Source organism: Frateuria sp. sgz306004 (genome assembly GCF_057750885.1).
Map to the genome: position 1 here is coordinate 169,485 of NZ_JBYLFE010000002.1, position 15,066 is coordinate 184,550.

The following is a 15,066-nucleotide window of genomic DNA, read 5'->3' on the forward strand; positions in this document are numbered from 1 at the left end:
GCGCTGAGCGTTCAGTCGGCCGGTTGCGCCGGCTGGCGCAGCATCTGCCGCACGCTGGGAATGGCCGAGCTGCTGCGCGCGGCCAGTTCGTGGGCGATGTCCACGTAGCCGATCGCACGCGCCACGTCGGCGGCCGTGCGGCCAAAGGCATCGGCCGCCTGGCGATCGGCGCCGCGCGCCAACAGCACGCGGGCGGGAGCGAGCAGGGCATGCATGGCGCAGGCGTGCAGCGCGGTGACGCCGCGCTGGTCGGCGTGCTCCAGTCGTGCGCCGGCATCCAGCAGCACCGGCACCAGCGCGCCGATATGGGTGGGGTCGCATTCGCTGCCGGGGCGCAGGTGCGCGCCGAGCAGCAGCAGCAGCGGCGTCTTGCCTTCCTTGTCGGCCAGGCTCACGTCCGCGCCACGCTTGAGCAGCGCATCGAACAGGCGTCGTGCGCGCAGGCTGTCGTTGTGGGTAAAGCCGAACTGCGCGGCAGCGTGCAGCGCGGCGTGCCCGCGACCGTCCACCGCGTTCACATCAGCATTGCCGTCGAGCAGTTGCTCGGTGATCTCGGGATACCCCATCGCCGCGGCGATCATCAGTGCGGTGGCGTCGCCGGGCAGGCGCTGGTCCACATTGGCACCGCTCTGCAGCAGCAGGCCGACCAGGGCGTCGCGGCGCGCGCCGACGGCGGCGGCCAACGGGGTCATGCCGTTGTTGGCGGCCAGCGACGCATCGGCGCCCTTGTCCAGCAGTAGCGCGGCAACGTCGCGATGTCCGGCACCGCACGCATGCAGTAGCGCGGTGGCGCCCTGGTGGTCGCGCGTGTCCACGGCAAAGCCCAGTTCCAGCAAGCGTTCGACGGCGGCCAGCGCTCCGGCGGTGGCGGCGGCGGGCAGGTCATCGGCGCGCAGCGGGCGCGCGGGGCGTTGCCATTGGCCCCAGTTCAACCAGCGCTCTACGGCATCGTGTTCCAGAGCCAGGCCCAGCGGGGTTTCACCGCTGGCATCGATGGCTTCCGGATCGGCGCCGTGTGCCACCAGCGCACGCACCAATGGCAGCGCTTGCTCGCCGTGCTCCAGCGCGGCGAACAGCGGCGTGCGACCGCTGGTGTCGCGTGTGTTGGGGTTGCAGCCGCGCGCCAGCAGCGCCTGCAACAAAGGCAGGCGGCCGTACGTGGCAGCCAGATGCACCGGCGTGCGTTCGCGCGCATCGACACCAAAGGGGTCGGCGCCGCGTTCGAGCATGGCAAGCGCCAGTGCCGAACCCTGTGTGCTGTCTTCCAGGCGCAGCAGGGCCTGGGTCAGCAGGCCCGCGCCGGCCGGGGTGGCACCGGCATCGAGCAGGTCTTCCACGGCCTCGGTGGCGGCGGGCAGCTGTTGCAGCAGGGCATCGAACAGGCGACGGCCCAGCGGCGGCAGCGCCGGCTCGTGACCCTCGCCGACTTCGGCATCGTCCACGAATTGCGGTTGCAGGCGGGCTTCCGGGTTCAGCGCATGGTCGAGCAGCCAGCGACGCGCGGCGCTCTGTCCCGGCGCGGCGAGATCCAGGTAAAGCTGCGCCAATTGCGACTGCGGCCACTCGCGCACGCGTGCGGTGAAGGTGGACACGATGGCCCAGTGGCCAAAGCGAAGCGCATCGAGCAGATGGGTGGGCGTGTCGGCGCCGTCGGGCAGCGCGTCCATGCTCAGGCTGGCCGGCAACGGTGTTTCCGGATCGAGCAGGGTCACCAGATCCCAGCGGCCCGCAGCGGCGGCGTGGTCGAGCGCGCTGCGCCCGTCGCTGCCCACGGTCTTGGGCTCGGCGCCCAGCGCGAGCAGCGCCCGCACGGTTTCGGCGTGCGCGTGCGGCGACTGGCAGGCAAGGGTGAGCGCATCGCGGCCATGACTGTTGCGCGCGCGTGCATCCGGATGCGCCTCGGCCAGCAGCTTGACGATGCCCACGGCACCGGCGCGCGCAGCTTCCATCAGGGCGGTATTGCCGTGACGATCAGCCAGGTTCACATCGGCACCTGCGGCCAGTAGCGCGCGTGCGATCTGTTCGTGGCCTTCGGCGGCGGCGGTCATCAGCGCACTGCGGTGCCGCGCATCCACGGCGTTCACGCCCGCGCGGTGCTTGAGCAGCATCTTCACGCCTTCCGGATCGTCGTCGGCAATGCCCGCGGCGGTGACCAGCGCCGGCTCGCTGTCCGGCGGTGTGGGCTTGGCACCGCGTTCAAGCAGGAACTTGGCGACCTTCCAGTTGGCCGCGCGGCAAGCGACGGCCAGCGGGCTCAGGCGCGCGCGGTTGAGCGCGTTGATGGGGGCGTCCGCATCCAGCAGCATCGCCGCCACCATGGGTTCGCCACTGAGCACGGCGCCATGCAGCGGCGTGTTGCCTTCCGCATCGGTGGCCAGCGGGCTGGCGCCGTTGGCGAGCAAGGTCATGACCGCATCGGGGCGCCCATGCCAGCTATCACGGGTGGCCGCGAGCAACGGCGTGAGGCCACCGCTCACGCGGTTCACATCCGCACCCTTGGCAATGAGGGCGCGCAGCAGGCGCGTATCGGGCGGCAGCGCAGCGAGGGTGAGCACCGGGCGCTGGTCGCGGTCGCCCTGTGGCGGGGCAGTGTTGGGGTCCGCGCCTGCTTCAACCAGGGCCAGCGCACGCTCGATGTCGCCATCGCGCGTGGCGGCAAGCAGGGCCTGCGCTTGTTCCGGCGTGCCGGCGGTGCGCTCCTGCTCACTCAACTGCGGGGCGGGGCGGGGCACGGGCGGGGCAGCCGGCGCGGCGGGCTCGACCATGCCGGCGGCCGGCTGGCGCAGCGGGCGGCGGCCTTCGCACAGCAGGGCACGCAGCGTGCGATTGGCGATCACCAGGCAACCCAGCGGCATCAGCACCACGCCATAGATCACCAGCGCGGCGGTGCGCAGCTCCGAAGGCAGCACGCCGTACAGCCCGGTCAGCGCAATGGCGACAAAGGCCAGTACCAGCAGCGAGAACGCTGCCGGCAGGAAATGCGTGAAAAAGCGTTCTTCGCGCGAGAGATGGCGGCCAAAGGCGATGCTGCGCGCGGTGGCAGTAAAGATCCACGAGCCATCACCTTGCGGGGGGTAGGCGTCATCCCACACATAGACCAAGCCAAAGGCAGGCCACATGCGCCACAGCGCGGCCAAGGCCACCACCAACGCACCGGCCAGCAGCAAGGCGCCGCCCAGGGTGGGCGCCTGATTGAGTCGGAGCATGGGCCACGCCACCAGGGCGAACACCAGCACCACGTAGCCGGTGAACATCACCAGGTAAGCGGCACCTCGGCGCAGTACGGTGCGCCCGAAACGCGGTTCCGGATCAAAGCCGATCGCGTGGCAGACCGCCGCCATGGTCAGCGCGTTGGCGATGAGCAGGGGAATCAGGGCCAGCGGGTGGGCGCCAATCGCGGCGATCGCGGTGGCGATCAAGCCAGGTACGAACCATGCGAGGGCTTGGACAAACGGGGGCGGGCGACGCGTTTTTGTGTAGGCCATAGGCGCGGAGTATAGGAATCGTGACAAGGCCAGACGGTAATCCGGTGTTAACTGCGGCGATCTTCGACGACTTTCAGTCGTCGTGGCCGCGATCCGTCGGTGCGCTCTTGTAGGCGGGATGATTGGCCGCCGCCAATGTCTCGCTGGGCGGCAACTGCAGGTGCCAGCCCTTCGTAGCGAGGTGCTCCATGATCACTTGGGCATCTTCCTGAGGCAGTTTGCGCTGGCCCGTAAGTTCCACTTCGAGCACAAAGCGCATGTCGCCCAGCATCAAGGCCAGCGACTCCGGGATGCAGGCGAACTCGTCCCGCTTGGCCAGCCACAGGTAGGTATCGGGCTTGCGCTGGCTGGCATAGACAAAACAATGCATGGCTTGCATGACGGCACCCCGGCGTCTGGATCTGCAATGAAGAGGGCGCACTGGCAACGGCGCGACGACACGCAAGGTTAGCAGCCCGGGGCGCACACGTCCTCCCGCACGGCATCGCGTGGCGATCTGCACGTAATGCACAACGATCGGCTTCGATCGGTCGCCATCGCCGTAAGACTTTGCTGCAACCGCACTTGCAAGCCCCTCGGTGAGTGGGCACAGTGCCGGGCAGGGGTGTTAAACGCGCGTATGAAATGGGTGTGTTTCTCGTCTGTCCCCTCGCTACGACCCCAGTCAGATCAACAAAAAGCAGGAGCAATGCTGATGCAGATGTCTTTCCGTCAATTTTCTCGTGCGGGCCATCCGCTCACGCTTGCGGCGCTGAGCCTGGCCATCCTGGGCGCCATTGCTGCGCCGCAGCAGGCTCACGCCAGTGCCTTCCAGCTGCATGAAAACAGCGCCGCGGCCATGGGCCGTGCGTACGCTGGTTCGGCCACCGCCGGTGGCGACGTGTCCGTGGTGGTGAACAACCCCGCTGCCATGTCCGACCTCAAGGGCACCTATTTCCAGGCGGACGTTACCGCCATCAACTTCGGTACCAAGTTCAGCGGTTCGGCCGTCGACGCGCAGGGTCGCCCGATCAGCGGCGGCAACGGCGGCGACGCCGGCACCACCATGCCGGTGCCGGCGCTGTTCTTCGCCACCCAGCTGGGCGACAAGTGGCACGTGGGCGCAGCGTTCTCCGTGCCGTTCGGCTTCCAGACCGAGTACGACTCGAACTGGATCGGCCGCTACAACGCCATCAAGTCCAAGTTCACCTCGCTCGACGGCACGCTGTCTTTCTCTTATGACGTGACCGACAACTTCGCCCTGGGCGTGAGCGGTATCGCGCAGAAGACCTCGGCCGAGCTGACCAGCGCCGTCAACTACAACGGCGTGGCCGTGGGCCTGCTCAACCAGTTCGGCCTGGGTGCCTTGGCACCGGCGATTGAGCAGCAGATTCCGCCGGGTTCGGACGGCATCGCTCGCATCAAGGGTGACGACTGGGGTTACGGCTGGCAGGTGGGTGCCTACTGGAAGGCCACCCCGAACGATCGCTTCGGCCTGAACTACCGCTCCAAGATCTCGCACACCCTGGAAGGTACCGCTAACTTCACCGTGCCGACCAATGTGCAGGCTTTGCTGAGCAACCCGCTGGTCGCCGGCTTGCTCGGTGGCAAGGGCACGCCCTTCACCCACACCGAAGGCACTGCGCCGTTCACCACCCCGGCCGTGGCTACTGCCAGCTACTGGCACCAGGCAGAAAAGTTCGGCCTGGGCATCGACGTGGCCTGGACCAAGTGGGACTCGTTCAAGAACCTCACGGTGAACTACTCCAACCCGGTGCAGCCGCCGACGACCGAAGTGTTCAACTGGCGCAACACCTGGTACGCCGCCATCGGTGGTGATTACTACTACAACGACAAGCTGACGCTGCGCGCCGGTATCGCCATCGACACCACGCCGACCTATGCGGCCACCCGCGATCCGCGCGTGCCCGATTCGACCCGTCAGCTGGTGTCCTTTGGCCTGGGCTACAAGGTCAGCGAGCGCTTCCTGATCAACGCCTCGTACGCGCACATCTTCGTCAACCAGGCGCACATGCAGTCCACCAGCTCCACCGGCGACGTGCTCACCGGCAGCTCGGACGACTACGGCAACCTGCTGGCGGTGTCCGCTCAGTACAAGTTCTGATAGCGGCCTAGCCGCAAGAGGAACCCGTAACAAAAAACTCCCCGCTCGCGCGGGGAGTTTTTTTATGGGCGATGCCAACAAGCGCTGGCGCCCGATGTCTTGAACGTTGCGGGCGCCTCAGCCTAGCCGCAACAGCAGCTTGAGCATGCGTTGGAAGCGTGAGCCGTACGGTGGGTTGAGCATGCCCGCGCCGTTGAGGCGCGCCTGACGGAACACGGACTTCATGTGCGAGAACGTTTCAAAGCCAGCCTTGCCGTGGTAGCCGCCGATGCCCGACGGGCCCACGCCGCCAAAGGACAGGCCATGCTGGGCGATGTGATACAGCGTGTCGTTCACCGTAACGCCGCCCGCATGGGTGCGCTCCAGCACACGTGCAATGGTGGCACGATGCTCCTCGAACAGGTAAAGCGCGAGCGGCTGCGGGCGCGAGGCGATATACGTCATCGCCTGTTCCAATGAGTCGTATGGAATCACTGGCAGCAGCGGGCCGAAGATCTCGTCCTGCATGACCTGCATGTCATCGTTTACGCCCGTGAGGATCACCGGGGCCAGCAGGCGTTGTGCCGGCAAGTCACGAGCGTCGCTCAGTGGCTCGATACGGGCGCCTGCTGCCACGGCATCGTCGCGCAGCGCGGCCAGGCGCTGGTATTGGCGATCGGAGACGATGGAGGCGTAATGCTCCTGCGTGGAGAGGTTGGGGTAAAGCCGCATCGCCGTGTCGCGCGCCTTGCTCACGAACGTGCCCAGTTGCGCGCGCGGCACCAGCACGTAATCCGGTGCAATGCAGGTCTGGCCCGCATTCACCAGCTTGCCGAACACGATGCGCTGCACCGCGTTGTCCATGCGCGCACCGGGGCCGATGATGGCCGGTGACTTGCCACCCAGTTCCAGCGTTACCGGCGTCAGGTTGGCCGCTGCTGCGCGCATCACGTGATGACCCACGGCGGTGGAGCCGGTGAACAACAAGTGGTCGAACGGCAGCGCGGAGAAGGTCTGCGCAACCTCGGCATCGCCAGTCACCACCACGACTTCATCGGCGGCGAAGTAGCGAGCCACCTGTTCGGCGAACAGGGCCGAAAAGCGCGGGGTGTACTCGCTCATCTTGAGCATCACGCGGTTGCCGGCGGTGAGCGCGTCGATCAACGGGCCCACGGCCAGAAACAGCGGATAGTTCCACGGTACGATGATGCCCACCACGCCGCGCGGCTGCGGCAGCACGGCCGTGCGCGCGGGCAGAAACACCAGGTTCGCCAGCCCCCCGCGCTGACGCATCCAGCGCTTGCCGCGCTTGAGCGAGTGACGCAGGTTGGACAGGCTGGGGTAAAGCTCCAGCAGCTCCGTCTCCTCCTTGGGGCGGTGCCCGAAATCCTCGCTGATGGCCTGGGCAAAGGCGTCGCGCTGCTCGGTGAGCAGTCGCTCCAGCGTGCGCAAACGGGCGGCGCGTACGCTCCAAGCCGGCAGTGGATCACGCGCCTGGGCTTCGCGCAGGCGCAGCAGGATGGCGTGCAGGGAGGGGCTGGGCTCTTTCATGGCATTAGAACTTCGCGCGTAGTTCGACGCCCCACATGCGGGGCGGCGTGATGGTAGCGAACGGTGTGCCGAACACGCTGGTGCTGATGTTGTTCACGCCGGTCACGTACCGCTTGTTGAAGACATTGGTGCCGTACAGCGCCACGCCCCAGCGATCGCCGGGTGCGTGCCAGTCCAGGCGTGCATCCGTGCGTTGCTGGCTGGTGCCGGTCTGGAAGTTCGGGCTGATGTTGCACTCGCCTTGCAACTGCGAATCCGCATTGCAGCGGCTACGGCCGCGATAGGCTTGTGACACGTCGAACTCCAGATCGCCGTTGGCGACGCCATGCCAAGTGTAAGCCAGTGAGAGGGCACCGGAGAACTTGGGTGCGCCAGTCGGCTGGCCCGTGAGATCGGTGCCGTCTGGGGCGGTGGCCTTGCGATAGGTGGCATCGATATACGCGCCCATCAGGCCCACGCGCAGGCCGTCGATCGGCTGCCACTGGGCCTCGAAATCCAGGCCCTTGGCTTCCTGGTTGCTGCTGTTGACGATGTAGATGGGCACGCCCGAGGCCGGGCTGTTCGGGTCCAGTGCCAACGACTGCCTGTTGTCGTAGCGGTAGTAGTACACCGAGCCGTTGAGGATCAGGTTGGCGTCCGGAATAAAGCTCTTGATGCCCGCCTCGTAGTTGGTGACCTTCTCCGGCTCAAAGCGCGAACCCACCTGCACGCTGTTGTAGCCGCCTGCCTTGTAGCCTCGCGTGACCGACGCGTAGCCCATCACATCGGGGGTGAACTTGTAACTCGCCACCACGCGCGGACTGAAGTTGTTCCACGTGTTGCTGGCGTACACCGGCATGCCCACGGCGGTGGGGAAGATCACGTTGCTACCGAAAGCCGCCAAGACCATCTGCGCTTCCGGCGGCAGGATGGCATAGATGCCGCTCTGCTTGAGTGCGGCCACGGTGGCGTCGAACTGCGGCGCGCTGCGTGGCATGTTGTACCAGCTGAAATCCTTCTCGTCGCGCGTGTAGCGCAGGCCCGTGGTGATATCCAGGCGATCGTTGATGTGCCAGATCACGTCGCCAAACGCGGCATACGCCTTGAACTTGCCGACGTTGCTGATGGCCTCGTGCCACGGGTCGCCCAGCAGGTTGTAGGGCAGGCCGAATGCCGCAAGGCCCTGGCTGATCTCCGTGAGTGGCGTGCCGATGCCATAGATGTTCTGCGCGAGCGTATCGAGGCTATCGGTGTTGATATTGGTTTGGCTGGTCTGGCGCGCCTGCTCTTGGTAGTAGCTCACGCCACCCACCCAGTCCATCAAGTCGGTGTTGCCCTGGAGTTTGAATTCCTGGTACCAGCTGTTGTTGTGCTCGATGTTGGTGGTGTCCAGGTAACTCACTACATGGTTGGTGCCGTCGTAGTCGCCCCGATTGAACGTGTCGAAGCCGCGCCACGCCGTGGTGGACACCAGGCTACCCCAACTAAAGGAGTGATCCACCGAGAGCGTTACACCATCGAAGCGACGCTTCTCCAGTGCGCCAATAGTGTCGTTATAAAGCGGCGCATGCAGCGGGTTGAGATACGTGCTCGGGTCCGCCGGGAACGGCGGCCGCTGGTTGGTATCGTTGCTGAGCGGAATCAGGCCGATGGCCGGCGCGGGTGGTTGCTTGAGTTCCTCGTGGTCCCACGAAAGCAGCACGCGCGTGTTGTCGGTGATGTTCCAGCGATAGACGGCGCGCGTGCCCCAGTCGTCGTCCTTGCCGTAGTGCTGGCCGGTGGCGGCATCCTTGATCCAGCCGTTGCTCTGGTTGTCGAGCACGCTTACGCGCAGCGCCATATCCTTGTTGATGGGAATGTTCACCAGCGCATCCGCGTAGCGCCGGCCATCGTTACCGATGCGCACGCGCGCTTTGCCCTCGAACTTGTCGGTGGGCTCGTTGGTGACGATGGAGATGGCACCCGCCGCCGCGTTGCGGCCGAACAACGTGCCTTGCGGCCCCTTGAGCACCTCGATGCGGGCGATGTCGTTGAACGCCAGCAGCGATCCGCCCGAGCGCGCGGCGTATACGCCGTTGATGTACACGCCAACGGCCGATTCGGTGCCGATGCCGAAGTTGCTCGTGCTGATGCCGCGCAACTCATAGGTTGGTTGCGTGGGTTGGCTGGCATCGATCACCAGCCCCGGCACGAAGATATCCATCTTGCTGAGATCGGTCGCCGCGAGTGTGTCGATCTGCTTGGCGGTAACGATCTGCAGCGGAATCGGCACCGACTGCACCTCCTGGCTGCGGCTTTGCGCCGTCACCGTCACGTTGCCTAGCAGCTTGGCCTTTTCTGGATCGGCCTGGGTGCTGGTGGTGACGCTGGTGTTGTTCTGCGCAGTGGTGCTCGCCTGGTCGTCGGCTACGGCGTCGAAAGGCGTGGCGACCAGCAACAGGGTGGCGCTACCGAACAGCAGTTGGCGCAGCGACATGGACAACAGACGTGGACGGATGCTCATCACTCGTGTCTCCCCTCGATAAGAAACGCCGCGGCCCGAAGGCCGCGGCTTGCTTCCAGTTAGTGGATCGCCACGCAGCCCCCCGACTGCGCAGCGATCCAAGCCTTGATCAGCGCCACGCCTTCGCGGTGCACCGTACTGCGTCCCAGCTCAGGCATCATCACGCCCGGTTCGGCCGACTCCATGCGGTAGGGCAGGATGGAATCGGCCGGTGCGCCCGGCACGATGTCGAACAAGTGGTCACCCGTGCCACGGCCGGCGGCGACTGGCGGCTTGCAGATACCAAGGTGGCGATCCTCCGGTGCGCTCACGTCGAGCGTAAGAGCCGTGGTGTTGGCGGCGCCCTTGGGGTTGTGGCAATGCCCGCAATTGATGTCCAGGTAAGCACGCGCACGGGCATCGAGCGAGGCGCGCTCGTCCATCCAGTTCGCATTGCGCGGCGCCTCATTTGGTGCCGGTGCGCCGGTGAGGTAACCCACCTTCATCAGGTGCGCCAACTGGTTCTCCTCGCCGCTCGCGTAGTGATAATCGCGATTGAGGTGGCGCGCCTTGGGGCCGATGGGATGCACCTTGCGCGACACCCAATCCTGCGCGTGGCAGCTGGCGCACTGGCTTTCATCAGGCACGACGTAGTTGAAGTCCTCGCGCCCATGGGTGTCGCTTACCAGCGTGAGCGGTATCACTGCGCCAGTGCGTGCCAGCAGTGCATCGCTTTGGTCATCCTTCCAAACATAAGGAATAGCCGACCAGCCGGACTCTCGACGCACCAGGATGCGCGTCTCGATCAGGTGCACATGCGACATATCCAGGCCTTCGCCCGCAAAGTCGTGCGAGCTGTCGTACGTGCGCGCCACGTCGCTGAATTTGCCGTTGTCACCGCGCGGGTAATAGAACGTCTTGCTGATGATGGTACCCACCGGAAAGTCGAACGTATCGGTGGGGTCGTACTTGGCCGATACGCCCTTGGGCATCCAGATGGTGCGCAGCTTGTGGGCGTAGTCGGTGAACAGCGGCGTGTTGAGGTCGTACGGCACCACGCCCTGGTTGAGTACCAGCTTGCCGTCGCGTACTTCCACCACGTGCCAGTCACTCAGCTTGGGCGGGCGTCCATCGGCCTGGAAGGCCACCGGGTCCATGCCCCGGTGGCAGCCGCCAAGCAATAGCAGGATCAACAACAGGCCCGCGCGAAGATATGCATTCATCGACATCAACGACGATCCTCAGGCCTTCGGTTCCGGGTCGAGCACCACTGGCGGCAGCTTGGGCAGCGTGCACTGGTAGGGCTTGGTGTCCGTGGTTGGGTTCTTGTAATCGTGCGGGCCATCCGCATTGATCACGCCCACGTCGCCGTTCTGGATGCAGAAGCGGTCGCCCTCGGGCGGCAGGCCGTTCACCAGCGTCTTCTCATCCACATAGCCATCCCACAGGATGTCCGGGAACTTGCCGCTCAGGCCGAAAACGGCGGTCTTGAGCGTTTTGAGCTTGAGGCCATCCGGCGAATCGCCGCCGCCCTTGAAGCGGTTGTCGTAGATGAAAATGCCCTTGGGGTACGGGTTGTAATCGGTCGCCACACCCTTGGTGTTGTAGTAGTTGGTGGAGAAATAGCTGGAGATGATCACGTTCGCCGTCTGGTTGTCGGCGATGTCGTTGTCGAAGATCTCCACCTTGTCGTTGGAGTTCACCACCACGCCCGCACCACGCGGCACGCTCGCCACGGCGGCACCCTTCGCGGCGAAGTTGTCGGTGTTGTTGCCAAATACCTTGTTCTTGAACACGCGCGTGCTATGCCCGGCCTGCGACAGGTTGGGCATGTTGAACACCAAGATGCCGCCAGTGTTGTTGGTGGCGGTGTTGTCGTACACGTCGGCATTCACCGAGTTCTCGATCTCGATGCCGGCCACGTTGTACTCGGCGCGATTGCGGCGCACCACAATATTGTTGGATTGGCCCACGTAAATGCCGGCATCGGAGGCGCCAATGACCACGGAATCCTCAACCAATACGTTCTGCGTCTTCACGGGATACAGCCCGTAGGCGCCGTTGGTGGTCTTGGGGCCGCCCGTCCATTCCACGCGCACACCGCGAATGGTGATGTTCTTGCCTTGGTTGATCTTGAGCGCATCGCCCTTGGTGTCCTCCAGGGCGAGGTTTTCGATGGTGAAATCATTGGCGTTCACCAGCAAACCTTCCGGGCCCACCACTTGGCCCTTGAAAGACAGCACGGTCTTGTCCATGCCTTCGCCCTTGATGGTGACGCCATCGGTGCGCAGGCTCAGGCCGCGTTGCAGGTGATAGTGGCCGGCTGGAATCTGGATGACGCTGCCGGGCTTGGCATCCAGCAACTGCTGCTGGAGCTTGGCCTCGAACGAGGCGTCGTTGCTGCTTTGCGCCGGCGGCGCCTCGTGGCCGCAGGCGGCCAGCAGCAATGGCAGGATGACGGTAAACGTGGTCTTGCGCATGGTCGCCTTACTCCCCAGTAATGGCTGTCTGCAGACGCCCCACTGTCAGGGAAATGTGAGGGTACCGGGGAGGGCCGCAGGAGCGTCGAAGGGGGGCAAATCGGCCAGTCAAACGTTTGTGTGGATGTCAGGCCGCGTGCTGGCGGGCGCTACGCGGCGGCATGCCGGTCCAGCGTTTGAAGGCGCGGCGAAACTCGCGTGGGTCGCTAAAGCCGATCTCCATGCCAATCTCGGCGACGCTGAGTGTGCCGCCGTGCAGCAATTCCAACGCGCGCTCCGCGCGCACGCGATCATGGATTTCGCGAAAAATCCGCCCGCCCTCGGCTAGGCGACGACGCAGCGAGCGCTCGCTCATATTGAGCAAGCGCGCCACATCGGGAAGACGCGGCTGATGACGCAGGCGACTACGCAGCAAGCGCTCCACCGAGGCCACGATCTCCTGCTGGCCACCATCCGGATCGACCTGCTGGTTGCACAACGCCAGCGCCTGCTTGGCCGTGAGCGGGTTGTGCGTAGGCAGCGGATGCTCAAGCCAGGACACATCGAGCACGATGCGGTTGTAACGCGCACCAAACACCAGCTCGCACTGGAAATAATCTTCGTAATGCGCCACGTGCGGCGGGCGTGCGTAAGTGACTTCCAGGCGCGACGGGCGGAAATCATGCCCTAACAACTCGCGCGCAATCGCCAGCGAACTGGCGAACAATTCCTCGCACAGAAACGGCAGCAACGGCGCATCGTTAAAGCGAGGCCACGCAGCCAGGGCGACTTCGCGCGGGCCGACCTCTTCGAAGCTCACGTCCAACAAGCTGCCACTCACGCGGTGATGGGCAATGCCCACCTGCATGGCGTCGCCAAAGGTCGCCGAGGTCATCATGGCCAACCCCAACAGGCCAAAGCTGCCCAGCGTTTCCACCCGGCCCACGGCCAAGCCCAGCCCGGCCTCGCCCGTGGCTAGCAGAGCGCGAGCGATCACCGAGCGGGCTTGCCGGTACGAGACGCGCAGGCTGGGGTCATTGAGCTGCTCGCGGGTGAGGCCCGAACCGGCGAACCAGGCATCGCTGCGCAAACCGCGCGCAAGGGCCAGTTGCGTCAGGTGCACCAGCACGTTAGGAGGGGTTTGCGCAGCCGTAAAGCGGGGGTCGGCGCTAAGAAGCGCCGTCGTAACGTCGTCGTTTGGATGGCCGCTCAAGGCCACGACAGACCGCATATGGAAGCCCCCGCCCCGCGCCGGACACGCCCCGCGCACATATGATCTATATCATGGCGGGCAGCCGGCCGCTTCATGCATTGCACCACGCCGGCACGTCCATCGTACGGGAGAGCGTCCATGAAAGCGTTCGCCGGTTCGTTCGCGTCCTCGACTGCGCTGAGCCTGGCCCTTGTGACGGGCTGCGCCCCCGTCGCCACCGCGCCATCGCCACCTCCCGCGACCATGCTGGCGAGCAGCGGCACCACCAGCGCCCCGGCATCCGCCTTGCAAACGGCCATTCTGTTGCCACGCGCGCCGCAGCCGGGCTCAGCACGCTACGAAGCCGATCGCGGTGTGTTTCGCGCCACGCGTGCTTTAGAGGGCACGCCACGCTGGGTGCTTGCCCAGCACGATGTGGACTACGCCACGCCAGTGCTGCTGGCAGACTTCAGCTGCGCCATGGGCGTGAATCTGGATGCCACACGCCTGCCACACCTTACTGCATTGGTGGATCAGACCAGCCGCGCCGCCGACCTATCCACCGGCCCCGCCAAAAAAGCCAACCAACGCCAACGCCCCTTCCTCATCGACGCGGGCGCCACCTGTCAGCCCACCGACCAACTAGCGCACAGCTTCGACTATCCATCTGGCCACGCCACACGCGGTTGGGCCGTGGGCCTTGTGCTGACCGAACTCGCCCCCGATCGCGCCACCGAACTGCTGCTACGCGCCCGCGCCTTCGGCGACAGCCGCGTGGTGTGCGGCGTGCACAACCTCAGTGCCATCGAAGCCGGCGCCATGAACGGCGGCGCGGTGGTCGCCACGCTGCACGCGTCGGAAGAATTCCAATCCAAACTCTCTGCCGCGCGACAGGAGTTGGGCGACTATCACAAGAGCGCGCCGTCGAATGCGGGGGCACAGTGTCGTGCGGAAGAGGCACTGATTGAGCCAACGCCGTATTGAGCAGCCACGCGCGAATGCGGCCGACTTTGTCGCCGTGTTCTTAGTTGCGGGGCGCCAAAGTCGGTAAGGCAAGACCATGAAGCTGTGCGATTGTGTGCCAGCGTCGTTTTACAGCTTCAATGAGACGACGCGCGAGGGCGAAGCCAGCTTCGCGGAGGGCGACGTCGCGTCGTACGTGCAGTCATAGACGTATGCCCTGCCTACGGCGGCGCCCGCGACGCGGCCTTCGGGGTCGATGAGCATCAAGGTGGGGTAGGTGCCGATGCCCAGGGTGTCGGTGAGTGCGGTGGCGTCGACGAGCACCTTCCATTCCAGGCCGCGCTGGCGTACGAAGGCGTTGGCCTGGTTGGCGTCTTCATACGTGATGGCGACGAAGTTCATGTCGCTGTGCGCGCGTGCGTAAGCATTGAGCGTGGGTACTTCGGCAATGCACGGCGCGCAATCGGCGAAGAAGAAGCTCACCAGGGTATAGCGGCCGCGGAAATCGCCGAGGCGCTGTGTTTTGCCCTGCAATGAGGTGAGCTCGAAGGGCAGGAAGGCATCGCCGCGACCGAAGGCGAATCGACCCGCTTCACCTGCCGATGCACCGGGGCGGCGCAAGCGCAGTACGGCAGCGTTGGCCTGGGTGTCGCGAGTGACGCTGTAGTCGCGGCCTTGGCCTAGCTGTTGCGCGAAGGCGGCGTAGTCCACTGGTTTGCCGGCCGCGTCGAGGTAGCGCACGTTGGCGGCGTCGCGCAGTTGCAGCGTGGCGATGAAGCGTTGTTCTGCGCCTGTGTTTTGCGCGAGCGCCACCAGCGGCAGGGATAGGGCGATGCTTAGCAAGGATGCTCGCAAGCGGTGATGCCGCATGG

10 protein-coding genes are annotated in these 15,066 nt (G+C 65.3%); 2 read left to right on the forward strand and 8 right to left on the reverse strand.

The genetic code is table 11. The features are described from left to right. Positions 1 to 11 precede the first annotated feature (11 nt). Both AC3G2C_RS04075 and AC3G2C_RS04080 read right to left on the reverse strand, forming a co-directional pair. Positions 12 to 2,555: an ankyrin repeat domain-containing protein gene (locus AC3G2C_RS04075; protein WP_488383758.1), complete on the reverse strand. Its 2,544-nt coding sequence runs from the start codon at positions 2,553 to 2,555 to the stop codon at positions 12 to 14. Between the two features lie 1,003 nt (positions 2,556 to 3,558). Next, entirely contained in the window at positions 3,559 to 3,855 is a 297-nt protein-coding gene (locus AC3G2C_RS04080; protein WP_488383759.1) for a YcgL domain-containing protein, read from the reverse strand. 324 nt (positions 3,856 to 4,179) lie between these two features. On the opposite strand from AC3G2C_RS04080, the gene AC3G2C_RS04085 reads away from it, so the two are divergent. Continuing rightward, positions 4,180 to 5,589 carry an OmpP1/FadL family transporter gene (locus tag AC3G2C_RS04085; RefSeq protein WP_488383343.1) on the forward strand — a complete coding sequence of 470 codons (1,410 nt, stop codon included), beginning with the start codon at positions 4,180 to 4,182 and terminating at the stop codon, positions 5,587 to 5,589. Between the two features lie 117 nt (positions 5,590 to 5,706). Here AC3G2C_RS04085 and AC3G2C_RS04090 read toward each other — a convergent pair whose 3' ends face one another. From AC3G2C_RS04090 to AC3G2C_RS04110, 5 genes are all read right to left on the reverse strand, one after another. Continuing rightward, positions 5,707 to 7,119, reverse strand: coding sequence for a coniferyl aldehyde dehydrogenase (locus tag AC3G2C_RS04090; protein ID WP_488383344.1), 1,413 nt, complete (start codon positions 7,117 to 7,119; stop codon positions 5,707 to 5,709). 4 nt (positions 7,120 to 7,123) lie between these two features. Beyond that, complete coding sequence (locus AC3G2C_RS04095) at positions 7,124 to 9,601, reverse strand: TonB-dependent receptor (protein ID WP_488383345.1); 2,478 nt, start codon at positions 9,599 to 9,601, stop codon at positions 7,124 to 7,126. A 59-nt stretch (positions 9,602 to 9,660) separates the two neighbouring features. After that, the gene (locus tag AC3G2C_RS04100; protein WP_488383346.1) at positions 9,661 to 10,809 is read right to left on the reverse strand and encodes an SO2930 family diheme c-type cytochrome; all 1,149 of its coding nucleotides are present in this window, start codon (positions 10,807 to 10,809) and stop codon (positions 9,661 to 9,663) included. 12 nt (positions 10,810 to 10,821) lie between these two features. Continuing rightward, positions 10,822 to 12,060 (reverse strand): parallel beta-helix domain-containing protein, encoded by a 1,239-nt coding sequence (locus tag AC3G2C_RS04105; RefSeq protein WP_488383347.1) that lies wholly within the window; start codon positions 12,058 to 12,060, stop codon positions 10,822 to 10,824. A gap of 127 nt (positions 12,061 to 12,187) precedes the next feature. Then, a complete protein-coding gene (locus AC3G2C_RS04110; RefSeq protein WP_488383348.1) occupies positions 12,188 to 13,168 on the reverse strand; it encodes an AraC family transcriptional regulator in 981 nt (326 codons plus the stop codon). Positions 13,169 to 13,390: 222 nt separating this feature from the next. Here AC3G2C_RS04110 and AC3G2C_RS04115 point away from each other — a divergent pair, with 222 nt between their 5' ends. Further along, entirely contained in the window at positions 13,391 to 14,215 is an 825-nt protein-coding gene (locus AC3G2C_RS04115; RefSeq protein WP_488383349.1) for an acid phosphatase, read from the forward strand. A gap of 108 nt (positions 14,216 to 14,323) precedes the next feature. Here the strand turns inward: AC3G2C_RS04115 and AC3G2C_RS04120 are convergent, their stop codons facing one another. Continuing rightward, positions 14,324 to 15,064, reverse strand: a complete 741-nt coding sequence (locus tag AC3G2C_RS04120) for a TlpA family protein disulfide reductase (protein WP_488383350.1) — start codon at positions 15,062 to 15,064, stop codon at positions 14,324 to 14,326. Positions 15,065 to 15,066 lie beyond the last annotated feature (2 nt).